Here is a 25,088-nt window from a genome sequence, read left to right as displayed (position 1 = left end):
TTCCCGAGGTAACATAACGCCATTGCCGACAAAATTTCTCAAGGAGAAGGGTTATCCATGCAAAATATCGTCATTATCGCTAACGGCGCCGCCTACGGCAGCGAATCATTATTTAATAGCCTGCGTCTGGCCATTGCGCTGCGCGAGCAGGAAAGCCATCTCGATTTACGCCTGTTTTTGATGTCAGATGCCGTAACCGCAGGGTTACGCGGTCAAAAACCAGCCGAAGGCTACAATATTCAGCAAATGCTGGAAATTCTGACCGCGCAAAACGTACCGGTAAAATTATGCAAAACCTGTGCGGACGGACGTGGTATCACTCCCCTGCCGCTGATTGACGGTGTGGAAATCGGAACGCTGGTCGAGCTGGCGCAATGGACGCTGGCAGCGGACAAAGTGCTGACATTTTGAATCTGTACGCGGGAAAAGCTCCCGCGTCAGGATAGACTACCGGCAAGAAAATCAGGCCAACACGTGAGTAATACCGCGTTTATTTTTTCTTATGCCATTTATCATCCTCGCCTTTTTCATAATCGTTTTTAACCGCCGCCCAGGCGACTTTGTGTGCGGTTTCCTCGCGACTGGCGTCATCACGACGATCGGCTTTATCTTTATATTGCTCCCAGGCGCTATTAAACGCTTCTTTGTAAATGTCCTGGGCATGGGCTGGAAGAACATTCCGCACATTATCGGGTAAATCACTTTTGGCTTTATACGGCATCAGCGCCTCCGTCTTCAGGGAAAACATTAAGTGTGGTAAACAATGCGTTATTACGCCAGTCGAGGAGGATTTTTGCTTTTTACGGAAATTAACTTTTTGTTATTTAAACACTGTTAAAACAAGATACTTGTTTTACTGACCTTGAAAGAAAAAAATCGTCTACGCCGTAAAACTACGTAAAAAACCACTAAAAAAATACAAATTTCTGCTATTTTTACCTTCTTTACTCTTTCCAAAATATTAACACCTGCACAAGGGAGACCCACATGACACATGCCTGTGAGGCGGTGAAAACCCGCCATAAGGAGACTTCGCTTATTTTCCCGGTTCTTGCGCTGGTAGTGCTGTTCCTTTGGGGAAGCAGCCAGTCACTACCAGTGGTTATTGGCATCAATATCCTTGCACTTATTGGTATTTTAAGCAGCGCATTTAGCGTGGTCCGTCATGCGGATGTATTAGCGCACCGACTCGGCGAACCCTACGGATCGCTTATTTTAAGCCTGTCCGTCGTTATTCTTGAGGTGAGTTTAATTTCCGCGCTGATGGCTACCGGCGATGCTGCGCCAACGCTTATGCGCGATACGCTCTACTCTATTATTATGATTGTCACCGGGGGACTGGTCGGTTTCTCGTTGTTGTTGGGCGGGCGTAAATTCGCAACGCAATATATGAATTTATTTGGGATTAAGCAGTATCTTATCGCACTGTTTCCGCTGGCGATTATTGTGCTGGTTTTTCCAATGGCATTGCCGCAAGCCAATTTCTCTACCAGTCAGGCATTATTGGTCGCGTTAATTTCCGCCGCGATGTACGGCGTATTTTTGTTGATTCAAACCAAAACGCACCAGAGCTTATTTATCTATGAACATGAAGATGAAGGCGATGATGACAATCCACACCACGGTAAACCCTCCGCGCACAGTAGCGGCTGGCATACGGTCTGGTTACTCATTCATTTAATTGCGGTCATTGCCGTTACCAAAATGAATGCCAGCCCGCTGGAGGCGTTGCTGACCAGCATGAACGCCCCGGTCGCCTTTACCGGTTTCCTGGTCGCGCTGTTAATTCTCTCGCCGGAAGGACTGGGCGCGCTGAAGGCGGTACTGAATAATCAGGTTCAGCGGGCAATGAATCTGTTCTTCGGATCGGTGTTGGCGACGATTTCATTAACCGTGCCGGTCGTCACGCTCATCGCCTGGGCAACAGGTAATGATCTGGTGTTTGGTTTAGGCGCGCCGGAAATGGTAGTGATGGTGGCCTCGTTAGTGCTGTGCCATATTTCGTTCTCTACCGGACGCACCAATGTGCTAAACGGCGCGGCGCATCTGGCTTTATTTGCCGCCTATCTGATGACGATTTTTGCCTGATATAAAAAAGCCGGATAGTATCTTATCCGGCCTACACAAGCTAAAAACCGCAATCAGTTCTCGGTATCCAGCTCGTCGAAGCTTTTCACCAAATCATCAATCGCTTTTATCTGGGTCAGGAACTGCTCCAGTTTCGCCAGCGGCAGCGCGGAAGGACCGTCGCACTTCGCGTTAGCCGGGTCCGGATGCGACTCCAGGAACAGGCCCGCCAGACCGACAGCCATACCGGCGCGCGCCAGCTCGGTCACCTGACCACGACGACCGCCCGAGGCGGCGCCAAATGGGTCGCGGCATTGCAGCGCATGGGTAACGTCGAAAATCACCGGCGAGTTGCCGGAGACCTTTTTCATCACGCTAAAGCCCAGCATATCCACCACCAGGTTGTCATAGCCGAAGTTCGCGCCGCGGTCGCACAAAATCACCTTATCGTTACCGCCCTCATGGAACTTATCCACGATATTGCCCATCTGACCCGGGCTTACGAACTGCGGCTTTTTCACGTTAATCACAGCGCCGGTTTTCGCCATCGCTTCCACCAGGTCGGTCTGGCGCGCCAGAAACGCCGGGAGCTGAATCACGTCAACCACATCAGCCACAGGCTGCGCCTGGCTGGCTTCATGGACGTCAGTGATCACTTTTACGCCAAATGTCTGCTTGAGTTCCTGGAAGATTTTCATCCCTTCTTCCAGACCCGGCCCACGGTAAGAGTGAATAGAGGAACGGTTGGCTTTATCAAAAGAGGCCTTGAACACGTAAGGAATACCCAGCTTCTGGGTAACGGTTACGTAGTGCTCACAAATGCGCATTGCCAGATCGCGTGACTCCAGCACGTTCATACCGCCAAACAGCACAAACGGCAGGTCATTTGCCACCTTAATGTCGCCAATGTTAACCACTTTTTGTTTCATAGGATCGCCTTACACTTATAGGTAAAATGTCGGTTAATTAATGTAGAACAATTTGCTTGTGCGCAATGGTGTTGATCTGCGCACGAATCATTTCGCTGATCGGGTCTTCCGGACACTGTTCAACGAAGTAGCTTAAATCAGTCAGCGCAACGTGTTCACACTCAAGCTGCGCGTAGATCAACCCGCGGTCACGGATTTCGTAAGGATCTTCCGGGTTAAATTGCAACAATGCTTCGCTAACGCGTAGCGCCAGCTCCATTTGCCGTTCCTCCATCAGCGAGGATTTCAGCGTATCCAGTAGCTTACGAATCACTTCGGCGTTATCCGCTTCGTCCAAATCTTCGTTAAACAACTCGGCGACCGGACTAATATTGCCTTTTAACCAGACTTCCAGAGTATGTTCATCAAGCGTTTCACCGTTGAACGGGTTAATCAGCCACATTTCCCCTTCCAGCGATTCAATACGCAAAATCAACTGCGTTGGGAAGATAACGGGCACCAACGGCAAATCAAGACGGTTTGCTATCCATAATAAAATAGCGCCCAACGATACCGCGCTACCCTGGCGTTTTTTCAGGACTTTATCGAGCCATAAAGCATCAGAAAGACGGTAGACGCCGCGGGAGTCCGTGAACCCCCACTCGCCGTAAAAAAGTGCCAGCAATTTTTCCAGTTGCTCATCCTGAGACAGGAGCTGGCTAATTTCTTCCTGCGCCAGACTGACCAGACGTTCCAGTTCGTCGTAGACAAACTGCGTGGGAAAATCCAGGCGAATCATCTCTGATGCCAGGATCATGCCATCACACAGCGGCGCATTGTTAAATTCGAAATCAGCTAACGACCTCATGACTTACCCCAGTAACGGTATTTTTGTGGTGGCGAGTTTAATGATGATGTACAGCACCACCAGCGCCAGCGGGAAAGCGATAAAACGCGCCTGCTGGCTGCGCGCCTGACGATAATCAAGCGCAATAAAACCCAAAACGATGTAGATGATAACGCCAAACAGTTTTTCAGTCAGCCATGAGCCCGACTCCGTGAATGGCAGGATGTGCGTTTTAACGATTAACCCAATACCGCTAAGCAGTAACAGGGTATCTATGACGGGAGGCACGATTCGTGTCCAGCGCGCGGCGGCCAACGCATGGCCGCAATAGCGCCACCAGTAACGAGCGACAAACAAACTGACGGAGAGCGCAACACAGATAAGATGAAGCGTGAGCAACATTGCAATTGTCATGGCGTAAAACGTCCGCAGGTCACGCGTTCATTACCACCATAATCACGACACGTTTCTACATCCGAGTAACCAGACCGCCTGAAAACCGCTCTTACCGCTTCGCCCTGCTGCCAACCGTGTTCCAGCAGCAGGAAGCCGCCGGGCGTTAACATCTGGCGGGCGTTATCGATAATATGCGTAAGATCCGCCATACCGTTTTCGTCCGCCACCAACGCCGAGCGCGGTTCAAAGCGTACATCGCCTTCGCTAAGGTGCGGGTCCTGCGCGTCAATGTAGGGCGGATTGCTGACAATCATGTCGAACTGCTGCCCCGATAGCGCGCTGAACCAACAACTTTGCAGTATACGCACATTCCGGATAGCCAAATGTTCCGCGTTGCGTATCGCCAGCGCAACCGCATCAGGCATACGATCGACCGCAGTCACCTCGCAATCCGGTCGCTCGCAGGCCAGCGCCAGCGCAATCGCGCCGGTTCCGGTGCCTAAATCCAGAATACGACAGGTTTTTACCGGCAATCGCGCCAACGCCTGTTCCACCAGACATTCGGTATCCGGGCGCGGGATTAGCGTGGCGGGAGAAACGAAGAGCGGCAGCGACCAGAATTCGCGTAAGCCCGTCAGGTACGCAATAGGTTCGCCCTGTTTACGCCGCTGCAGCAGGTCCGCGAGCTGTTGTTGCTGGACGTCGGTAAGCGGCGTTTCGCCAAAGGCCATGATATACGTCCGCCCCTTGCCCGTAACGTACTCTAGCAGGATCTCGGCGTCGCGCCGGGGGCTGTCGCTGTCCCGGAGCTGGTTTACCGCCTCATGCAGCCAGTGCTGAAAATCCATTATTCCTGCTCGGATAAGGCGGCTAACAGGTCAGCCTGGTGTTCCTGAACAATCGGCTCAATCAGCATATCCAGCTTACCTTCCATCGTTTCATCAAGGCGATATAACGTCAGATTAATACGATGATCGGTCACGCGCCCCTGCGGGAAATTATAGGTCCGGTTACGATCGCTGCGATCGCCGCTGCCAAGCAGATTGCGTCGCGTTGACGCCTCGGCCTGCTGGCGTTTTGCCGTTTCGGCGGCGTGAATGCGCGCCCCGAGCACCGAGAGCGCTTTCGCTTTGTTTTTATGCTGCGAACGCTCGTCCTGGCATTCCACCACGATGCCGGTCGGCAAGTGGGTAATTCGGATAGCGGAGTCGGTGGTGTTAACGTGCTGACCGCCCGCGCCGGAAGAACGAAACGTATCAATGCGCAGATCCGCCGGGTTAATATCCGGCAGCTCGGCTTCCGGCAGCTCCGGCATCACGGCGACGGTACAGGCGGAGGTATGGATACGCCCCTGCGACTCGGTCGCCGGAACACGCTGTACGCGGTGTCCGCCGGACTCAAATTTCAGTCGGCCATACACGCCGTCGCCGCTGATTTTGGCGATGATCTCTTTATAACCGCCATGCTCGCCTTCGCTCATGCTCATGATCTCCACGCGCCAGCGGCGCGCTTCGGCATAACGGCTGTACATGCGGAACAGATCGCCGGCAAACAGCGCGGCTTCGTCGCCGCCGGTGCCGGCGCGAACCTCAAGGAACGCGTTTCGTTCATCGTCCGGATCTTTCGGCAGCAGCAGTACCTGTAACTGTTGCTCCAGTTGTTCGCTTTTTTCTTTCGCTTCGCGCAGTTCTTCCTGCGCCATTTCTCGCATTTCAGGATCGTCGAGCATCATCTGAGCCGTCTCGATATCGTCCTGAACCTGTTGCCAGTCCGTAAAACAGCGAGAAACGTCGCTTAATTGCGCATATTCGCGCGACAATGCGCGAAAGCGGTCCTGGTCGGCGATAATTCCCGCATCGCCCAGCAACGCCTGAACTTCCTCATGGCGTTCGTGCAGGGCTTCCAGTTTGGCAACGATAGAAGGCTTCATAGGCGTAAATTCACCCTGTAAAAAAGTGTGGTGTGTGCTGCTACTCCAGCCCGAGGCTGTCGCGCAGAATATTCAGGCGTTCGTCATCCCCGTCACGGGCAGCCTGTTGAAGTGATTTCGTTGGCGCATGAATCAGGCGGTTGGTCAGTTTCCATGCCAGATCCTGCAAGATGGCTTGCGCATCACCGCCCTGTTGAAGGGCCGACAGCGCTTTGGTAGTCAGTTCGTCACGAATCTGCTCCGACTGACTACGGTATTCCCGAATGGTCTCGCTGGCCCCCTGGGCGCGTAGCCAGGCCATAAACTCGCTGGCTTCCTGCTCAACAATCGTTTCCGCTTCTACTGCCGCAGCCTGACGCTGCGCCAGATTATGCGAAATGATGCTCTGTAAATCATCGACGCTATAAAGATAAGCGTTCGCCAGTTTGCCGACTTCCGGTTCAACGTCGCGCGGTACGGCAATATCCACCAGCAGCATCGGCTGGTTGCGACGGCTTTTTAATGCGCGCTCCACCATGCCTTTACCGATAATCGGCAGCGGGCTGGCGGTCGAACTGATAATAATATCGGCATCCTGCAAACGGGCGTCGATATCGCTGAGCGAGATAACCTCAGCACCTACCTCATCCGCCAGGGCTTGCGCGCGCTCGCGGGTTCGGTTGGCGATAATCATCTTTTGTACTTTATGCTCGCGCAGGTGACGCGCCACCAGTTCAATGGTTTCGCCCGCGCCAACTAACAGTACGGTGACCGTCGACAGCGATTCAAAGATTTGGCGGGCGAGCGTACAGGCGGCAAACGCGACGGAGACGGCGCTGGCGCCGATATCGGTTTCAGTCCGCACTCGCTTAGCGACGGAAAAAGACTTCTGAAACATTCGCTCCAGCGCGCTGGCGTTAAGGTGGCCTTTTTGCGAATCCGCAAACGCTTTTTTCACCTGACCGAGGATTTGCGGTTCGCCCAGCACCAGTGAATCCAGACCGCTGGCGACGCGCATCAGGTGGCTGACGGCGTCATTATCCTGATGCCAGTACAGACTGTTGCGCAGATCGTCCTCGTTCAGGTTATGGTAATCGCATAACCAGCGGATCAGCGCTTCTTGCAGGTTATCCTGCTCTTCCACGCTCAGATACAGCTCTGTACGGTTACAGGTTGACAGCACGACCCCGCCCTGCACCATTGGCTGCGCAAGCAGGCTGTCCAGCGCCTGATCAAGCGTGTCCGGCGAAAACGTTACGCGTTCTCGCAGCGATACAGGTGCCGTTTTATGGTTAATACCGAGCGCTAAAAGGGTCATGTCTGCGGGAGTAGTACCAGCGTTGATATGGTTAGTCTGCTTGCATCATACAGGATGCGCGTGGTCAATAAAAGAGAGAGCCCCCTTTTGGAGTAATTGGCAGCGCTCGCTAATTTGATGATTTAAGACAACTTGAAAGTAGACGATGTCACCAGGCGGCGCTAGCATTAAAGGCTATAACTGTAACCGATAGCAAAAATTTGCCGAATCGCGGCGCGAACGTTTTTACAGCCTGCAGGTTCAGTTTTCAGGCCTGATAAGCGTAACGCCATCAGGCAATTATTGCACCGTATCACAAGGATTCGTCATCACTATGACCCTGCCCGATTTTCGCCTGATTCGTCTACTGCCGTTAGCAAGCCTGGTTCTCACCGCCTGTACGCTTCCTGGGCATAAAGGCCCGGGCAAGAGCCCGGATTCCCCTCAGTGGCGCCAGCATCAGCAAGAGGTGCGTCATCTGAATCAATACCAGACGCGCGGCGCCTTTGCTTACATCTCAGATGATCAGAAAGTCTATGCGCGCTTCTTCTGGCAACAGACCGGACAGGATCGCTACCGCCTGCTGCTTACCAACCCGCTGGGCAGCACCGAGCTGGAGCTTAACGCCCAGCCGGGCAACGTCCAGTTGGTGGATAACAAAGGCCAGCGTTATACCGCCGATAACGCCGAAGAGATGATCGGCAAACTCACCGGGATGCCGATTCCGTTAAACAGCCTGCGGCAGTGGATCCTCGGTCTGCCTGGCGATGCCACCGACTACAAACTGGACGACCAGTACCGCCTGAGCGAAGTGAACTACCGCCAGGATGGTAAAAACTGGAAAGTGGTTTACGGTGGCTATGACAGCAAAACGCAGCCTGCCATGCCTGCCAATATGGAGCTTTCAGACGGCAGTCAGCGCATTAAGCTGAAAATGGATAACTGGATTGTGAAATGATGACCCATTGGCCTTCTCCGGCAAAATTAAATCTGTTTTTATATATCACCGGACAGCGTGCAGACGGCTACCACACGCTGCAGACGCTGTTTCAGTTTCTGGATTATGGCGACACACTCCACATCGAACCGCGTCACGATGGCGAAATCCATTTATTAACGCCGGTAACCGGCGTTGAAAATGAAGACAACCTGATCGTCCGCGCCGCGCGGCTGTTGATGAAAGCCGCCTCGGAGAGTGGACGCCTGCCCGCCGGAAGCGGCGCGGATATCAGCATTGAGAAGCGCCTTCCCATGGGCGGCGGTCTGGGCGGCGGCTCGTCTAACGCCGCAACCGTTCTGGTGGCGCTCAATCATCTTTGGCAATGCGGGCTTTCCATTGATGAACTGGCGACGCTCGGCCTGACGCTCGGCGCCGACGTTCCGGTCTTTGTTCGTGGCCATGCCGCGTTTGCCGAAGGCGTAGGCGAAATATTAACGCCGGTGAATCCGCCGGAAAAATGGTATCTGGTCGCGCACCCTGGCGTAAGCATTCCGACGCCGGTTATCTTTAAAGATCCTCAATTGCCGCGTAATTCGCCAAAAAGGTCAATAGATACGTTACTAAAATGTGAATTCAGCAATGATTGCGAGGTTATCGCAAGAAAACGTTTTCGCGAGGTTGATGCGGCGCTTTCCTGGCTGTTAGAATACGCGCCGTCGCGCCTGACTGGGACAGGGGCCTGTGTCTTTGCTGAATTCGATACAGAGTCTTGTGCTCGCCAGGTGCTTGAGCAAGCCCCGGAATGGCTCAATGCTTTTGTGGCGAAGGGTGTCAACCTCTCCCCATTGCATCGAGAGTTACTCTAACGCATTCGGGTTTCAGGAAGATGGCGAAATGACGAATCGCCGGTCATATATGCCGTATTTGACCGGTGTGAGGCATCGATACCAGCGCACATGAAACGTGAATGAAGACGAGTAAGCCGGGCAAGCTGAGCTTCGGTGACAACGTCACCTTGTTCCAGACGTTGCATCGCGCTCTTTAATACACCGCCTGGATAGGATTTTGCCTGGCCCGCACAGTTTTCGGCAGATTCTTTCCACCAATGGACGCATGCCTGAGGTTCTTCTCGTGCCTGATATGAAGCTTTTTGCTGGTAACGCCACCCCGGAACTAGCACAACGTATTGCCAACCGCCTGTACACTTCTCTCGGCGACGCCGCCGTAGGTCGCTTTAGCGACGGCGAAGTCAGCGTACAAATCAACGAAAATGTACGCGGTGGTGATATTTTCATCATCCAGTCCACTTGTGCCCCAACCAACGACAACCTGATGGAATTGGTCGTTATGGTTGATGCCCTGCGTCGTGCTTCCGCAGGTCGTATCACCGCCGTTATCCCCTACTTTGGCTATGCACGTCAGGACCGTCGCGTACGTTCCGCCCGTGTGCCGATTACCGCAAAAGTTGTCGCTGACTTCCTGTCCAGCGTCGGCGTTGACCGCGTTCTCACCGTAGATCTGCATGCTGAACAGATCCAGGGCTTCTTTGACGTTCCGGTTGATAACGTGTTTGGTAGCCCAATCCTGCTCGAAGATATGCTGCAACTGAATCTGGATAACCCGATCGTGGTTTCTCCGGATATTGGCGGCGTGGTTCGTGCCCGCGCTATCGCTAAGCTGCTGAACGATACCGATATGGCTATCATTGATAAACGTCGTCCGCGCGCGAACGTTTCTCAGGTGATGCACATCATCGGCGACGTCGCTGGCCGTGACTGCGTGCTGGTTGATGATATGATCGATACCGGCGGTACTCTGTGCAAAGCAGCAGAAGCATTGAAAGAACGTGGCGCTAAACGCGTGTTTGCCTACGCGACGCACCCGATCTTCTCAGGCAATGCGGCAAACAACCTGCGCAACTCCGTCATTGATGAAGTCGTTGTCTGCGACACCATTCCGCTGACCGACGAAATCAAAGCGCTGCCGAACGTGCGTACTTTGACCCTGTCAGGTATGCTGGCCGAAGCGATTCGCCGTATCAGCAACGAAGAATCGATTTCCGCCATGTTCGAGCATTGATCGAACCCGGATCTGAAACCCGCTGCGGCGGGTTTTTTTGTCTGTAACACCCTTTTGTATGACTTATGCCTCCTTCACCTGCCATTTAGTTGACAGATGATGCGCTCATGGATGAAACATTATTGTGAACAAATTATTTTCCTCACATGTGATGCCTTTCCGCGCTCTCATCGATGCTTGCTGGAAAGAAAAATATACCGCCTCCCGGTTCACCCGTGATGTGATAGCCGGGATCACCGTCGGGATTATTGCTATCCCGCTGGCGATGGCGCTGGCAATTGGCAGTGGCGTTGCGCCGCAGTATGGCCTCTATACCTCCGCTGTCGCCGGGATCGTGATCGCGCTAACCGGCGGCTCGCGCTTTAGCGTTTCCGGCCCTACCGCCGCGTTTGTGGTGATTTTGTATCCGGTATCGCAACAGTTTGGTCTGGCGGGCCTACTGGTCGCCACGCTGATGTCGGGCTTCTTCCTGATCCTTTTCGGCCTGGCGAGACTGGGGCGATTGATTGAATATATCCCGGTGTCGGTCACGTTGGGTTTTACCTCAGGGATTGGTATTACCATCGGTACCATGCAGATTAAAGATTTTCTTGGTCTGCAGATGGCCCATGTGCCAGAGCACTATTTGCAGAAAGTCGGCGCGCTGTTTATGGCGTTGCCCACCGTCAATATTGGCGATGCCGCCATTGGCGTGGTAACGCTGGGAACGTTGATTTTCTGGCCGCGTCTCGGTATTCGTCTGCCAGGACATCTTCCCGCGCTGCTGGCCGGTTGCGCCGTGATGGGGATCGTTAATCTGCTGGGCGGCAATGTGGCGACTATCGGCTCACAGTTCCATTACGTTCTGGCTGACGGCACTCAGGGCAACGGCATCCCGCAGCTCCTGCCGCAACTGATGCTGCCGTGGAGTCTTCCTGGCTCCGATTTCACGCTAAGCTGGGATTCACTGCGCGCGCTGCTGCCAGCGGCCTTCTCGATGGCAATGCTGGGGGCAATCGAATCATTGCTCTGCGCCGTCGTGCTGGACGGCATGACCGGCACCAAACATAAAGCTAACAGCGAACTTATCGGCCAGGGACTGGGGAATATGGTCGCGCCGTTCTTTGGCGGCATCACCGCCACCGCCGCGATTGCCCGCTCTGCCGCCAACGTCCGCGCTGGCGCGACCTCTCCCATCTCGGCGGTAATTCACGCTATCCTGGTCATTCTGGCGCTACTGGTCTTGGCCCCGCTACTCTCCTGGCTGCCGCTTTCCGCGATGGCGGCGCTACTGCTGATGGTGGCATGGAATATGAGTGAAGCCCATAAAGTGGTGGATCTGTTACGCCATGCGCCGAAAGACGACATCATCGTTATGCTGCTGTGCATGTCATTAACGGTTCTGTTTGATATGGTCATCGCCATCAGCGTGGGGATTGTCCTTGCTTCCCTGCTGTTTATGCGCCGTATTGCGCGAATGACTCGACTTGCGCCGGTCAATGTCGATGTGCCTGATGATGTGCTGGTGCTGCGTGTTATCGGGCCGCTCTTTTTCGCCGCGGCGGAAGGGCTGTTTACCGACCTTGAGTCACGTATTAAGGGCAAACGTATCGTCGTTCTGAAATGGGACGCAGTGCCTGTACTGGATGCAGGCGGGCTTGATGCTTTTCAGCGTTTTGTGAAGCGTCTGCCGGAGGGTTGCGAATTGCGTATCAGTAACCTGGAATTCCAACCGCTGCGCACAATGGCGCGTGCCGGTATCAAACCTATTCCTGGGCGTCTGACCTTCTTCCCGAACAGGACGGAGGCGTTAGCGGATTTACTCAGTTAATGGACAATGCCCGGTGGCGATAACGCTTACCGGGCCTGAACCGGTTAGCTATGACGACGATTGTCGCTACGGCGGCAACGTTTGTCATAGTGACGTACCCACCAATATTTGTCGCTCACCTGCTCATGCCCCCCTACACGAGCCCCCGCCAGCCAAAGAACTGCACCGACAAAAATGCTCAGTATTGCGCCATGCGCAAAAAATTGCGGCAAATTAAACTGCGGCAGTTGGTTTAAAATAGAGTAACCCACGCCGACAACCATCACGACCAGCCCCAACCCCATCAGCACGTTACCGAATAACGAAGCGTTTTTGCGTTTCATATGTCACCTCCGGAACTTTTGGGTTGTTTTTAGGAAATCCCCCTAAACTTTATGTGTAAAGTATAGACAACACTTCCATTTGTAAGTGCGGCTGTGATCACAAATGTAAAGTTTCATTTAACAAAACTTTACAAATAACACTCTGAACAGTTTACATTTTTAATAATCAATGCTGGCAATTATTTAATTTACTTCAGAGTGTCGCTGTGTTTTGTCAAGCGGGCAGACAGACAGTAAACTACGCGCCAGTTATGGATCTACTCAGGACAAAAAACGTGGCAATTAAATTGATTGTTGGTCTGGCGAATCCCGGCGCGGAATATGCCGCGACGCGACACAATGCAGGCGCATGGTACGTCGATTTACTGGCGGAGCGCCTGCGCGCGCCGTTGCGTGAAGAGCCTAAATTCTTTGGCTATACCTCACGCATCACGCTGGAAGGGGAAGATGTTCGCCTGCTGGTACCCACCACGTTCATGAACCTCAGTGGTAAAGCAGTTGGCGCAATGGCCAGTTTTTACCGTATTCAGCCGGACGAAATTCTGGTCGCTCACGACGAGTTGGATCTCCCGCCGGGCGTCGCGAAATTTAAACTTGGCGGCGGCCACGGCGGCCACAATGGTCTGAAAGACATCATCAGCAAGCTGGGCAATAATCCCAACTTTCACCGCTTACGCGTTGGAATTGGTCATCCAGGCGATAAAAATAAAGTTGTTGGTTTCGTGCTGGGTAAACCCCCTGTTTCTGAACAAAAATTAATTGATGAGGCCATTGACGAAGCGGCACGTTGTACGGAATTGTGGTTCAAAGAGGGTCTGGCCAAAGCAACAAGCCGTTTGCATACCTTTAAGGCGCAATAACCAGTGATGTGCGGCATTTTTGCCGCACGCCGTGTATAATAGGCGAAGTTATTTCCATTTCTGCAATCTGTTTTCTATAACAGGTTGATTATTAAGATATTAAGGTGAGTTAAATCATGGGATTCAAATGCGGTATCGTCGGTCTGCCCAACGTCGGGAAATCCACCCTGTTCAACGCGCTGACAAAAGCCGGTATTGAAGCGGCAAACTTTCCGTTCTGCACTATCGAACCGAATACCGGTGTCGTGCCGATGCCCGATCCGCGTCTGGACCAGTTGGCTGAGATTGTTAAACCGCAACGCATTCTACCAACCACGATGGAGTTCGTGGATATCGCCGGTCTGGTAAAAGGCGCATCCAAAGGCGAAGGGTTGGGTAACCAGTTCCTGACCAATATCCGTGAAACCGAAGCTATCGGTCACGTGGTTCGCTGCTTTGAGAACGACAATATCATCCACGTGGCGGGTAAAGTAAATCCGGCAGAAGATATTGATGTTATCAATACAGAGCTGGCGCTGGCTGACCTCGATACCTGCGAGCGCGCGATCCATCGCGTACAGAAGAAAGCCAAAGGCGGCGATAAAGACGCCAAAGCGGAACTGGCCGCGCTGGAAAAATGCCTGCCGCACCTGGCCGAAGCGGGGATGCTGCGTTCGCTGGACCTGACGGACGAAGATAAAGCGGCTATCCGTTATTTAAGCTTCCTGACGCTGAAGCCGACAATGTATATCGCTAACGTCAATGAAGACGGTTTTGAAAATAACCCGTATCTGGACCAGGTTCGCGAAATCGCCGCGAAAGAAGGTTCGGTCGTGGTTCCGGTGTGTGCCGCCGTCGAAGCTGATATTGCTGAGCTGGATGATGACGAGCGCGACGAATTTATGGCTGAACTGGGTCTGGAAGAACCGGGGCTGAACCGCGTTATTCGCGCAGGTTATCGCCTGCTGAACCTCCAGACCTACTTCACCGCCGGGGTGAAAGAAGTCCGCGCATGGACCATTCCGGTTGGCGCAACCGCGCCGCAGGCAGCAGGTAAAATCCATACCGACTTCGAAAAAGGCTTTATCCGCGCTCAAACTATCGCCTTTGACGACTTTATTACCTATAAAGGTGAACAAGGCGCGAAAGAAGCCGGTAAGATGCGAGCAGAAGGCAAAGATTATATCGTTAAAGATGGCGATATAATGAACTTCCTGTTCAACGTCTAAATAACATTTGTTGTCTCATGAGGTTTTGCTGAATCTCATAAGAGGCAAAGAAAGTCATAAAATCCACGCAGCCGCGTGGATTTTTTATTTCATAATATCTCAACTCATACTGACAGGCTCAATTAACGCAGAGCTAACAGGGTAAGTTCTTTTCCTAATTACCAGTCGATATTCACTGTATGATTATAAAAAGGATGCTGATCCTTTAGCGGCGTCTCATAACTTGGGATCGCATCATAATCATCTTTTCCCCGAACGGAATACCTTCCCGCTTCGATATCAAAACGATGTTTGAGCCATCCCGCAACATGACTTGCGAAAGCCTCTTTTCTTCTTAATGGCCAATCGACAGAAGCCAAATTAACATCTAATAAGTACCGCCCTTCTTTATTAACCTTGATCATTCCAGCCTGCAGTAACGCCCGTACCACCTGGGATTGGTTATCATGAATCCAGACCCAGGCATTTCCAAATTCCATTGCATAACTATCATTTAAAAAATCTTTTTTTGAATATAATTCACTTACATAATCATTGATAGAGTCAGCATAATTTTTTACTTTAGATGCAGATAAATCAAAAAAAGATTCAAATTCGAAAGTATTGTCATTAATACAGGACAGTAACGCACCCGGTTCCGAGAGCTGGGTCCATGATTGTAAACTCTCTACAGCTATAATGAATTTGAAAGTATTTCTTCCAATGACACCCCGGTCAATTAAAGTTAAAATATCGTGAGCTACGGTAGGGATATCTTCTGCAAACGGGACGATTATCCCCGCACCACTTATTTCGCTTGATCTAAAATCAAATCCTGGGGTACTTTCAATGTTTTCCGGAATACCATACTCTTTAATATGATTAAGGAAATTATTAATATCGCCACGATATGGCCATCGCCATTCACGTTCATGTGTCCAGTCAATCTTACCTGGAACATAAGTAACATATCTATATTGTTCAATCAAAGGAAGAGCCGTTTCATCAAGAATACGTTCCCCGTTTCTGCCTTGCGAGCATCGAGCATTGTTATGCTCATCCAACCCATATATGACTGGCCTTGCCCCATAATTAAACATTTGCTCTTTAGGTAAAACGATTGCATATAAACCGATTTTTTCATTTCGTTCTAATCGGCGAACACCAGTCTCTAAATAAGCTGCAATCGGCATATCTGTAAAGCATACCACCGGGGAGTCACCATATACGGTTCGTTGCCCATTTCGGTATGACCAGGACGAGAAAATTTTATGACTGCGTAAAGATAATCGAAGTAAATATTTAGCATCAATGAAACATGCGTGGTGCTGATTATTAAAACCACAGTGCTCAGGCAAATAAATATGGCTACCGGTCTCTAAATTAACGTCCCGAAAAAAATGAATCAAATAATCGGATAAGTCAAATCTGATGTTATTTTTCATGGGACGCCCTCTTTCAAACAGTCTCTTTTTTGCATTCCTTTAAAACCAGCACCACTATTTTATATAAAAATCATCGCGAAGTATGCTTCTTTTAACGATGACATCAAATCCTCCCCCCTTTTGCATCAACTTACGCATCCCTGAAATGGCGAGAACAGGCTAAATCTACCCGAGGTCACTCGCTAAAAACCTCATCCTGGAACAAGCTCAACCGCCCTTCCCCGCCACGGCCCTTTCGCCGAAAAACCGATAATGGGTATAAATATACCGCTATAAGCCATACCCACACACTTCACATTGTTTCTTATCGTTAATCCGATACGCTTTTTTCACATTATTTCTGGCGATATACGCCGGTGCAAAGTGAATCGGGCTCGTTTCCGCGCTCGCGCGTAACACAATGATTTACCTTGCTGGCGGAACGTCAACGGACCCGCAAAAGCGCCTTATGCCCCTGGCGGAGCGTGGTGCAAAAAGGAGAAAAAATACGCGTTATGAATAACGAGGAGACCTTTTATCAAGCCATGCGTCGTAAGGGAGTGACCCGACGCAGCTTTCTCAAATTCTGTAGCCTTGCCGCCACATCGCTGGGACTGGGCGCCGGAATGACGCCAAAGATCGCCTGGGCGCTGGAGAATAAACCGCGAATTCCGGTGGTCTGGATTCATGGACTGGAATGCACCTGCTGTACCGAATCCTTTATCCGTTCCTCGCACCCGCTAGCCAAAGATGTGATCCTCTCGCTGATTTCCCTTGATTATGACGACACCCTGATGGCCGCCGCCGGCGCACAGGCCGAAGAAGTCTTTGACGATATTACCACTCGCTACGCCGGGAAATACATTCTGGCGGTGGAAGGCAATCCGCCGTTAGGAGAGCAAGGAATGTTCTGTATCAGCGGCGGCCGCCCGTTTATTGAAAAACTGAAGAAAGCCGCCGCAGGCGCCAGCGCTATTATCGCCTGGGGAAACTGCGCCTCCTGGGGTTGCGTCCAGGCCGCCCGCCCCAATCCAACCCAGGCAACGCCTATCGATAAAGTGATCACCGACAAGCCGATCGTGAAAGTCCCTGGATGTCCGCCAATCCCGGATGTCATGAGCGCCATTATCACCTATATGGTGACGTTTGATCGTCTGCCGGAACTCGATCGCATGGGCCGTCCACTGATGTTCTATGGTCAGCGTATCCACGATAAATGCTACCGCCGCGCCCATTTTGACGCCGGTGAATTTGTCGAGAGCTGGGATGATGATGCCGCCCGCAAGGGATACTGTCTGTACAAGATGGGCTGTAAAGGGCCAACCACCTATAACGCCTGCTCCTCCACTCGCTGGAATGACGGCGTCTCCTTTCCTATCCAGTCCGGTCACGGATGTCTGGGATGTTCAGAAAATGGTTTCTGGGATCGCGGCTCGTTTTATAGCCGCGTGGTGGATATTCCCCAGATGGGTACCCATTCAACCGCCGATACGGTGGGGCTGACCGCGCTGGGCGTGGTCGCGGCGGGCGTTGGCGGTCACGCTATCGCCAGCGCGCTCAACCAACGTAAACGCCACAAACAACAGTTAGCGCAAGCCGAACCACAGCCGGACAATGAGGATAAACAGGCATGAGTAACCAGTATCAAACCCAGGGTTATACCGTTAACGACGCCGGCCGTCGTCTGATCGTGGACCCGATTACCCGCATCGAAGGGCATATGCGCTGCGAAGTGAACATTGATGAGCAAAACGTCATTACCAATGCCGTTTCCTGCGGCACAATGTTCCGCGGGCTGGAGATCATTCTGCAAGGCCGTGACCCGCGTGACGCCTGGGCGTTTGTTGAACGTATTTGTGGTGTATGTACCGGGGTACATGCTCTGGCATCGGTGTACGCTATCGAAGATGCGATTGGTATCCAGGTGCCGGATAACGCCAATATTATACGTAACATCATGCTGGCTACGTTGTGGTGTCACGATCATCTGGTCCATTTTTATCAGTTAGCCGGTATGGACTGGATTGATGTTCTGAATGCGCTGAAAGCCGATCCGCGCGCCACCTCGCAGTTGGCGCAAAGCCTTTCCGCCTGGCCGATGTCATCGCCGGGCTACTTCTTTGACGTACAAAATCGATTGAAGAAATTTGTCGATGGCGGCCAGCTTGGGATATTCCGTAACGGCTATTGGGGACATCCACAGTACAAACTGTCGCCAGAGGCTAATCTGATGGGCTTTGCCCACTATCTTGAAGCCCTCGACTTCCAGCGCGAGATCGTCAAAATCCATACCATATTTGGCGGTAAGAACCCCCATCCTAACTGGATCGTTGGCGGGATGCCGTGCGCGATCAATCTCGATCAAAGCGGCGCGGTCGGGGCTATCAATATGGAGCGCCTCAACCTGGTGCAGTCGATCATCACCCGCACCGCCGACTTCATTAACAACGTGATGGTTCCGGACGCGCTGGCTATCGGCCAGTTCAATAAAGCATGGAGTCAAATTGGCACCGGTCTGTCGGATAAATGCGTGCTGAGCTACGGCGCATTTCCGGACATTGCCAACGACTTCAGCCAGCAAAGCCTGTTAATGCCGGGCGGCGCGGTGGTCAATGGCGATTTTAAAAATGTCATGCCGGTAGATTTGGCCGATCCGCAGCAGATACAGGAGTTTGTGGATCACGCCTGGTACCGCTATCCGGACGATCGGCTGGGTCGTCATCCTTTTGACGGCATTACCGATCCCTGGTACAACCCGGGTGATGTCAAAGGCAGCGATACGCATATCCAGCAGCTCAACGAGCAGGAACGTTACTCCTGGATTAAAGCGCCGCGCTGGCGGGGTCATGCCATGGAAGTCGGCCCGCTTGCCCGAACGCTTATCGCGTACCACAAAGGGGATGCCGCCACCATAGAGTCGGTAGATCGCATGATGTCCGCCCTTAAACTGCCGCTCTCCGGTATCCAGTCTACGCTTGGCCGTATTTTATGCCGCGCGCACGAAGCGCAATGGGCCGTCGGTAAGCTGCAGTATTTTTTCGACAGGCTCATGACCAACCTGAAAAACGGCGACCTCGCCACCGCCAATACCGAGAAATGGGAACCGGCCAGTTGGCCGCAGCACTGCCGCGGCATCGGTTTTACCGAAGCGCCTCGCGGAGCGTTGGGACACTGGGCGTCAATACGCGATCAGAAGATTGAACTCTATCAGTGCGTGGTCCCCACCACCTGGAACGCCAGCCCGCGCGATCCTAAAAAACAGATCGGCGCCTATGAAGCGGCATTGATGGGAACGCAAATGGCGATTCCCGACCAACCGTTAGAAATCCTGAGGACGCTGCACAGCTTCGACCCCTGCCTCGCCTGTTCAACCCACGTGCTCGGCGACGACGGCAGCGAACTGATTGCCGTCCAGGTACGCTAAGCGTTAAGGAAAAGAACGATGACTGGAAAGCTATCTCCACGCGTCGGGGAGGCGCGTGATACTGCCGTCAGCCACTATGTGTTTGAAGCGCCGGTACGCCTGTGGCACTGGCTAACGGTGGCCTGCATGTTGGTACTGATGGTAACAGGCTACTTCATTGGCCGACCGCTGCCGTCGGTGAGTGGCGAGGCGACCTATCTGTTTTATATGGGCTATATCCGGCTGATCCACTTTGCCGCCGCGATGATCTTTACCGTGTTACTGCTGGGGCGAATTTATTGGGCCTGTGTCGGCAACCGCTATTCACGAGAGCTGTTTATCGTCCCGGTCTGGCGTCGTAGTTGGTGGCAAGGCGCTTTCACCGTGGTCCGCTGGTATCTGTTTCTGGAGAAAAAACCGGGGAGCGACATCGGACATAACCCTGTCGCGCAGGCCGCGATGTTCGGCTATTTCCTGTTGTCGGTATTTATGATCCTCACCGGTTTCGCTCTGTTTGGCGAGCATAGCCAGTACGCCATCTTTGCGCCGTTCCGCTATGTGGTTGAATTTTTCTACTGGACCGGCGGCAACTCCATCGATATTCACAGTTGGCACCGACTGGGCATGTGGCTGATCGCCGCCTTCATCGTCGGGCACGTTTACCTCGCTATCCGGGAAGACATTATGTCCGACGATACGGTGATCTCCACCATGATCAATGGCTATCGCAGCCATAAATTCCCCAAACCGCACGACAAGGAGCCCTCATGAATGCGCAACGCATAGTGGTGATGGGGTTAGGAAACCTGCTGTGGGCCGATGAAGGATTCGGTATCCGGGTCGCGGAGCGTTTGTATGCCCGATATCACTGGCCTGAAGAGGTGGAAATTGTGGACGGCGGTACGCAAGGGCTAAACCTGTTAGGTTATGTAGAGCAAGCCAGCCATCTCCTGCTCCTTGACGCGATCGATTACGGCCTGGCGCCGGGCAGCCTGCGAACCTATGCCGGCGAGAAAATCCCCGCGTATCTCAGCGCCAAAAAAATGAGTCTGCATCAAAACAGTTTTTCCGAAGTTCTGGCGCTGGCCGACATCCGCGGGCATCTGCCCTGTCACATAGCGCTGGTCGGTCTGCAACCGGCGCAACTGGACGACTATGGCGGTAGCCTGAGCGAAATAGCTCGCAGCCAGCTACCGGCGGCGGAACAGGCCGCCCTGGCGCAACTGGCCGCCTGGGGGATCGTACCGCAGGCAAACGAGGTCGCACGCTGCCTGAACTATAAATGCCTGTCGATGGAAAATTATGAGGGAGTGCGCATACGTCAGTATCAGACACGTCTGGAGGGCAAAAGAAGTGGCGAATGACACCCCGTTCTCTGCGCTATGGCAACGCCTGTTAACCCGTGGATGGCAACCGGTAGAGGCTTCCACGGTAGACGACTGGATCAAACGGGTTGGAGATGGCGTCATCCTGTTAAGTAGCGATCCGCGGCGTACGCCGGAAGTCAGCGATAACCCGGTGATGATTGCCGAACTCCTGCGTGAGTTCCCGCAGTTTGACTGGCAGGTGGCGGTGGCCGACCTTGAACAAAGCGAAGCTATCGGCGATCGCTTTAATGTACGTCGGTTTCCGGCGACGTTGGTTTTTACAGACGGCGAGCTACGCGGCGCGCTCAGCGGCATTCATCCCTGGGCTGAACTGCTCACGCTGATGCGTTCGATGGTTGACACTCCCGCAGCGCAGGAGACAGTACAATGAGCAACGCCTTTTTTCATCTGCTGGGGCCAGGTACGCAGCCTGATGACGCCAGTTTCTCGATGAATCCCTTACCGCTCGCCTGTCAGGTCAATGGCGACCCAAGTATGGCGGCGCTGGAGCGCTGCGCTCACAGCCCGGCGGTGATGGCATTGTTGACCGATCTGCGAGGTCAGCTTGCCCGGCGCATCCCGGAAGTCGGCGACGTGCTGGGATGGGAGTTATCTCCCCTGAATGCCGATGATCTCTCATTCCTCAATACGCTATTGGGCGAAGGCGAGGTCTCGGTACGCATTCAGCATCCGGACGGGAGTGAAAGCGAGATCCAGGAGACCATCTTCTGCGGCCTGTGGCGGGTACGCCATCTGCATAACCGACGTCTGCTGACGGATCGTCTGGAAGCAGGTAGCGCGCCCCTGACATTATGGCAAGCGGCTACCGCCGATACGCTGCCTGACGACTCTCTACTGCCTCCGCCTGTCGCTGGCCTGATGAATGGACTGCCGCTGGCCCATGAATTATTGGCGCACGTACGCGATCCGGCGTTGCAACCTCACAGCATCAATTTGACCCAACTGCCGCTCAGCGAGGCCGATCGTCTTTTTCTGGCACGTTTATGCGGACACGGGAACATCCAGATTCGCATCTCCGGGTATGGCGAAAGCCAAATCAACGCCACAGCATTGCGCCATCTCTGGCATGTGCGCTGTCTGGACGCCCTTAAAGGGCCGTTGCTCGATAGCTATGAGATTTGTCCTTTGCCGGAGCTGGTACTGGCGGCCCCGGAAGATCTGGCCGATTCGCGCCAGCGCCTGGATGAAGTCTGCCGATGGCTGGAGACGCGCTAGCGCTCTCAACAGGAACGTCACCGGTGTCCGGTACTGATTAGCTTTTTACTCTCTTTCTGCCTACAGGAGTTAGCATGTGGGATGTCATTGACTTATCGCGCTGGCAGTTTGCGCTGACCGCGCTGTATCACTTTTTATTTGTTCCTCTTACGCTTGGGCTGATTTTTTTGCTGGCCGTCATGGAGACGATCTATGTGGTGACGGGGAAAACAGTCTACCGCGATATGACGCGTTTCTGGGGCAAGCTCTTCGGGATCAATTTTGCTCTCGGTGTGGCTACCGGCCTGACCATGGAGTTTCAGTTCGGGACTAACTGGTCGCTCTATTCCAACTATGTGGGCGATATTTTCGGCGCGCCGCTGGCGATGGAAGCGTTACTGGCCTTCTTTCTCGAATCCACTTTTGTCGGCCTGTTCTTTTTCGGCTGGCAGCGGCTGAATAAATACCAACACCTGCTGGTCACTTGGCTGGTGGCCTTCGGCTCCAATATTTCAGCATTATGGATTCTGAATGCCAATGGCTGGATGCAGTATCCTACCGGCGCTCATTTCAACATCGATACGTTACGGATGGAAATGAGCAGCTTCAGCGATCTGGTCTTTAACCCGGTGAGCCAGGTGAAATTCGTCCATACCGTCATGTCCGGTTATGTCACCGGCGCCATGTTTATTATGTCCATCAGCGCCTGGTATCTGCTACGTGGCCGCGAGCGTGAGGTGGCCTTGCGCTCGTTTGCTATCGGCTCAGTATTCGGCACCCTGTCCATTCTGGGAACCCTGCAACTGGGGGACAGTTCGGCCTACGAAGTCGCCCAAATTCAGCCGGTGAAACTGGCGGCGATGGAAGGCGAATGGCAAACCGAACCCGCGCCCGCGCCGTTTCATCTGATTGCCTGGCCGCAGCAGGAACAGGAGCGTAATGCATTTGCCGTGAAGATCCCTGCTCTGCTGGGTATTCTGGCCACCCATTCGCTGGATACGCCAGTTCCGGGGTTAAAAAACCTGATGGACGACGCTCTGCCGCGCCTGAAGCGTGGCCGGGAGGCCTGGCTACTCATGCAGGAGATAGCGCAAGGCAATCGCTCGCCGCAGGTACTGAATGCGTTTCACGCCGTTGAGGGCGATCTGGGGTACGGCATTCTGCTGGCGAAATATGCCCCGGATATGAACCATGTGACGCCGGAGCAGTATCGTGCGGCCCAGCGTGGCGCTATTCCTCAGGTGGCGCCGGTGTTCTGGAGTTTCCGTATTATGGTCGGCTGCGGTTCGCTGCTGTTAGTGGTGATGTTGATTGCGTTGATACAGACGCTGCGAATGCGTATCGACCAGCATCGCTGGGTATTGCGTATGACGCTGTGGAGCCTGCCGTTACCGTGGATTGCCATTGAAGCCGGTTGGTTTATGACGGAGTTTGGCCGTCAGCCCTGGGCGATTCAGGACATTCTGCCGACCTGGTACGCTCACTCCGCGCTGACGCCGGGCCAGTTGGCCTTCTCAATGGGGCTTATCCTCGGACTTTACACCCTGTTTTTAATCGCGGAAGTCTATCTGATGCAGAAGTACGCGCGTCTTGGGCCAAGCGCCATGCAACATCAACAACAAGCGCAACAACAGGGATAAAGGAGACAATCATGTTGGATTATGAAACGTTGCGGTTCATTTGGTGGCTGCTGATCGGCGTCATCCTGGTGGCATTTATGGTAACTGACGGGTTTGATATGGGGGTCGGTTGCCTGCTCCCGCTGATAGCGCGTAACGATGACGAACGCCGGGTGTTGATCAATAGCGTCGGCGCCCACTGGGAAGGAAACCAGGTATGGTTGATCCTCGCGGGCGGGGCATTATTCGCCGCCTGGCCACGGGTCTATGCCGCCGCGTTTTCCGGTTTTTATGTGGCGATGATCCTGGTGCTGTGTGCCCTCTTCTTTCGCCCGCTGGCCTTTGATTATCGGGGAAAAATCGCCAATGCCCGCTGGCGCGCGCTGTGGGATACCGGTCTGGTTATCGGCAGCCTGGTTCCCCCAGTCGTATTCGGCATCGCGTTCGGCAACCTGTTTTTAGGCGTGCCGTTTGCCTTCACGCCGCAGCTTCATGTTAACTATTTTGGCACCTTCTGGCAGTTACTCTCGCCCTTTGCCCTACTGTGTGGATTATTGAGTCTGTCGTTGGTGATTATGCAAGGAGGCGTCTGGTTACAGTTGAAAACGGAGGGCGTTATTCGTCAACGGGCTCTGTCGGCCACCCGCCACAGCGCGCTGCTGATCGTGATCTGCTTCCTGCTGGCCGGTTACTGGCTGTGGGCCGGCGTTGATGGCTTTGTCTTACTCACGCAGGATGCCAACGGTCCTTCCAATCCGCTCTTAAAAGGCGTGGCGATACTCCCTGGCGCATGGATGAACCACTTTATACGCTCGCCGCTACTGCTCATCATCCCGTTGCTCGGTATGATCCTGCCGATTCTGGCTTTCTATGCCTGCCTTCGCGGTCAGACTATTCGTGGATTTCTGTTCGCTTCCCTGACCCAGGCCTGCGTCATCTTTACCGCCGGCATAACGCTATTTCCTTTTGTGATGCCGTCGAGTGTTAGTCCTCTCTCCAGCCTGACGGTGTGGGACAGCACCTCCAGCCAGATGACGCTCGAAATCATGCTGGTGATTGTGCTGATTTTTCTGCCGATCGTACTGCTCTATACGCTATGGAGCTATTACAAAATGTTGGGGCGTATCAACCTGGAGACCCTCCGCCGCAACGATCATGAACTTTATTAGGGAGCGGGAGCGATGTGGTATTTACTGTGGTTTGTCGGCATTCTGCTGATGTGCTCACTGTCGACACTGGCGCTGGTATGGCTTGAGTCGCGTCAACAATAAAGAGGTAAACCGGGGCCAGCGCCATCTGACTCCGGTTATTTTTATCTTTTTACGCGCCTGGCGAAGACGTTTCCCCGCCGACAGGACGACATAACATTGATACATGTCGTTATCATAATGTTTACTTTTAGAGGTGCGTCATAATTATGACAAATAGCCGTCTTGC

General features: G+C 53.2%; 26 protein-coding genes. 17 read left to right on the top strand and 9 right to left on the bottom strand.

The genetic code is table 11. The features are described 5' to 3' along the window. Positions 1-57: 57 nt before the first annotated feature. Positions 58-411, top strand: a complete 354-nt coding sequence (locus J4617_RS02460; protein WP_001179794.1) for a DsrE/DsrF/TusD sulfur relay family protein — start codon at positions 58-60, stop codon at positions 409-411. A 79-nt stretch (positions 412-490) separates the two neighbouring features. Here J4617_RS02460 and chaB read toward each other — a convergent pair whose 3' ends face one another. Beyond that, positions 491-721 (bottom strand): putative cation transport regulator ChaB, encoded by a 231-nt coding sequence (gene chaB / locus J4617_RS02455; protein ID WP_001146392.1) that lies wholly within the window; start codon positions 719-721, stop codon positions 491-493. A 266-nt stretch (positions 722-987) separates the two neighbouring features. On the opposite strand from chaB, the gene chaA reads away from it, so the two are divergent. Next, the gene (gene chaA / locus J4617_RS02450) at positions 988-2,088 is read left to right on the top strand and encodes a sodium-potassium/proton antiporter ChaA (RefSeq protein ID WP_000148422.1); all 1,101 of its coding nucleotides are present in this window, start codon (positions 988-990) and stop codon (positions 2,086-2,088) included. A 53-nt stretch (positions 2,089-2,141) separates the two neighbouring features. On the opposite strand, the gene kdsA is transcribed toward chaA, so the two are convergent. Genes kdsA through hemA form a run of 6 tightly spaced genes read right to left on the bottom strand, consistent with a single transcriptional unit; the run spans position 2,142 to position 7,445 of the window. After that, positions 2,142-2,996: a 3-deoxy-8-phosphooctulonate synthase gene (kdsA, locus tag J4617_RS02445; protein ID WP_000811046.1), complete on the bottom strand. Its 855-nt coding sequence runs from the start codon at positions 2,994-2,996 to the stop codon at positions 2,142-2,144. Between the two features lie 37 nt (positions 2,997-3,033). Beyond that, a complete protein-coding gene (gene sirB1 / locus J4617_RS02440; protein ID WP_001257065.1) occupies positions 3,034-3,843 on the bottom strand; it encodes an invasion regulator SirB1 in 810 nt (269 codons plus the stop codon). Positions 3,844-3,846: 3 nt separating this feature from the next. After that, a complete protein-coding gene (gene sirB2, locus J4617_RS02435) occupies positions 3,847-4,236 on the bottom strand; it encodes an invasion regulator SirB2 (RefSeq protein ID WP_000150667.1) in 390 nt (129 codons plus the stop codon). Further along, entirely contained in the window at positions 4,233-5,066 is an 834-nt protein-coding gene (prmC, locus tag J4617_RS02430) for a peptide chain release factor N(5)-glutamine methyltransferase (RefSeq protein WP_000347310.1), read from the bottom strand. The genes sirB2 and prmC overlap by 4 nt, the downstream gene beginning before the upstream one ends. Then, positions 5,066-6,148 (bottom strand): peptide chain release factor 1, encoded by a 1,083-nt coding sequence (gene prfA / locus J4617_RS02425; RefSeq protein WP_000804703.1) that lies wholly within the window; start codon positions 6,146-6,148, stop codon positions 5,066-5,068. The genes prmC and prfA overlap by 1 nt, the downstream gene beginning before the upstream one ends. A gap of 40 nt (positions 6,149-6,188) precedes the next feature. After that, positions 6,189-7,445: a glutamyl-tRNA reductase gene (gene hemA, locus J4617_RS02420; protein ID WP_000173208.1), complete on the bottom strand. Its 1,257-nt coding sequence runs from the start codon at positions 7,443-7,445 to the stop codon at positions 6,189-6,191. Between the two features lie 313 nt (positions 7,446-7,758). On the opposite strand from hemA, the gene lolB reads away from it, so the two are divergent. The 4 genes from lolB (at position 7,759) to dauA (ending at position 12,253) form a co-directional block, all read left to right on the top strand. Further along, positions 7,759-8,382: a lipoprotein insertase outer membrane protein LolB gene (gene lolB / locus J4617_RS02415; RefSeq protein WP_000174486.1), complete on the top strand. Its 624-nt coding sequence runs from the start codon at positions 7,759-7,761 to the stop codon at positions 8,380-8,382. Beyond that, positions 8,379-9,230 (top strand): 4-(cytidine 5'-diphospho)-2-C-methyl-D-erythritol kinase, encoded by an 852-nt coding sequence (gene ispE / locus J4617_RS02410; RefSeq protein WP_017465652.1) that lies wholly within the window; start codon positions 8,379-8,381, stop codon positions 9,228-9,230. Before lolB ends, ispE begins: the two co-directional genes overlap by 4 nt. A gap of 265 nt (positions 9,231-9,495) precedes the next feature. Beyond that, a complete protein-coding gene (prs, locus tag J4617_RS02405) occupies positions 9,496-10,443 on the top strand; it encodes a ribose-phosphate diphosphokinase (RefSeq protein ID WP_001518537.1) in 948 nt (315 codons plus the stop codon). A gap of 124 nt (positions 10,444-10,567) precedes the next feature. Further along, complete coding sequence (gene dauA / locus J4617_RS02400) at positions 10,568-12,253, top strand: C4-dicarboxylic acid transporter DauA (RefSeq protein ID WP_001037181.1); 1,686 nt, start codon at positions 10,568-10,570, stop codon at positions 12,251-12,253. A gap of 44 nt (positions 12,254-12,297) precedes the next feature. Here dauA and ychH read toward each other — a convergent pair whose 3' ends face one another. Then, entirely contained in the window at positions 12,298-12,576 is a 279-nt protein-coding gene (ychH, locus tag J4617_RS02395) for a stress-induced protein YchH (protein WP_000823879.1), read from the bottom strand. Positions 12,577-12,851: 275 nt separating this feature from the next. Between ychH and pth the strand changes: the two genes are divergently transcribed. Together pth and ychF are read left to right on the top strand one after the other, a co-directional pair. Then, a complete protein-coding gene (gene pth / locus J4617_RS02390; protein ID WP_000985595.1) occupies positions 12,852-13,436 on the top strand; it encodes an aminoacyl-tRNA hydrolase in 585 nt (194 codons plus the stop codon). Between the two features lie 116 nt (positions 13,437-13,552). Continuing rightward, positions 13,553-14,644 (top strand): redox-regulated ATPase YchF, encoded by a 1,092-nt coding sequence (ychF, locus tag J4617_RS02385; RefSeq protein ID WP_000505850.1) that lies wholly within the window; start codon positions 13,553-13,555, stop codon positions 14,642-14,644. Positions 14,645-14,802: 158 nt separating this feature from the next. Here ychF and J4617_RS02380 read toward each other — a convergent pair whose 3' ends face one another. Continuing rightward, entirely contained in the window at positions 14,803-16,068 is a 1,266-nt protein-coding gene (locus J4617_RS02380; RefSeq protein WP_017465651.1) for a DUF4427 domain-containing protein, read from the bottom strand. A 494-nt stretch (positions 16,069-16,562) separates the two neighbouring features. Between J4617_RS02380 and hyaA the strand changes: the two genes are divergently transcribed. The 9 genes from hyaA to cbdX all read left to right on the top strand — a co-directional run bounded on the left by hyaA (position 16,563) and on the right by cbdX (position 24,922). Then, positions 16,563-17,681 carry a hydrogenase 1 small subunit gene (gene hyaA / locus J4617_RS02375; RefSeq protein WP_001058310.1) on the top strand — a complete coding sequence of 373 codons (1,119 nt, stop codon included), beginning with the start codon at positions 16,563-16,565 and terminating at the stop codon, positions 17,679-17,681. Next, the gene (gene hyaB, locus J4617_RS02370) at positions 17,678-19,471 is read left to right on the top strand and encodes a Ni/Fe-hydrogenase large subunit (RefSeq protein ID WP_000070982.1); all 1,794 of its coding nucleotides are present in this window, start codon (positions 17,678-17,680) and stop codon (positions 19,469-19,471) included. The genes hyaA and hyaB overlap by 4 nt, the downstream gene beginning before the upstream one ends. Before the next feature lie 18 nt (positions 19,472-19,489). Further along, positions 19,490-20,221 carry a Ni/Fe-hydrogenase b-type cytochrome subunit gene (gene hyaC, locus J4617_RS02365; protein WP_000147036.1) on the top strand — a complete coding sequence of 244 codons (732 nt, stop codon included), beginning with the start codon at positions 19,490-19,492 and terminating at the stop codon, positions 20,219-20,221. Further along, the gene (gene hyaD, locus J4617_RS02360) at positions 20,218-20,814 is read left to right on the top strand and encodes a hydrogenase 1 maturation protease (RefSeq protein WP_000993793.1); all 597 of its coding nucleotides are present in this window, start codon (positions 20,218-20,220) and stop codon (positions 20,812-20,814) included. Before hyaC ends, hyaD begins: the two co-directional genes overlap by 4 nt. Further along, the gene (hyaE, locus tag J4617_RS02355; RefSeq protein WP_001262580.1) at positions 20,804-21,208 is read left to right on the top strand and encodes a hydrogenase-1 operon protein HyaE; all 405 of its coding nucleotides are present in this window, start codon (positions 20,804-20,806) and stop codon (positions 21,206-21,208) included. Before hyaD ends, hyaE begins: the two co-directional genes overlap by 11 nt. After that, on the top strand, positions 21,205-22,053 hold the full coding sequence (locus tag J4617_RS02350; protein ID WP_000063363.1) for a hydrogenase expression/formation protein: 849 nt from the start codon (positions 21,205-21,207) through the stop codon (positions 22,051-22,053). The genes hyaE and J4617_RS02350 overlap by 4 nt, the downstream gene beginning before the upstream one ends. A gap of 74 nt (positions 22,054-22,127) precedes the next feature. Beyond that, positions 22,128-23,672: a cytochrome bd-II oxidase subunit 1 gene (gene appC / locus J4617_RS02345; protein WP_000263619.1), complete on the top strand. Its 1,545-nt coding sequence runs from the start codon at positions 22,128-22,130 to the stop codon at positions 23,670-23,672. An 11-nt stretch (positions 23,673-23,683) separates the two neighbouring features. Then, positions 23,684-24,820 carry a cytochrome d ubiquinol oxidase subunit II gene (appB, locus tag J4617_RS02340; protein ID WP_000888118.1) on the top strand — a complete coding sequence of 379 codons (1,137 nt, stop codon included), beginning with the start codon at positions 23,684-23,686 and terminating at the stop codon, positions 24,818-24,820. A 12-nt stretch (positions 24,821-24,832) separates the two neighbouring features. Next, on the top strand, positions 24,833-24,922 hold the full coding sequence (gene cbdX, locus J4617_RS02335) for a cytochrome bd-II oxidase subunit CbdX (protein ID WP_000270301.1): 90 nt from the start codon (positions 24,833-24,835) through the stop codon (positions 24,920-24,922). The last annotated feature ends 166 nt before the right edge of the window (positions 24,923-25,088 follow it).

Source organism: Salmonella sp. 32010601201800023SM (genome assembly GCF_017572235.1).
In the GTDB taxonomy this organism is placed as follows: Bacteria; Pseudomonadota; Gammaproteobacteria; order Enterobacterales; family Enterobacteriaceae; genus Salmonella; species Salmonella enterica.
Note: the sequence above shows the minus strand (reverse complement) of the source record. Positions and strands in the feature narration are given on the sequence as shown.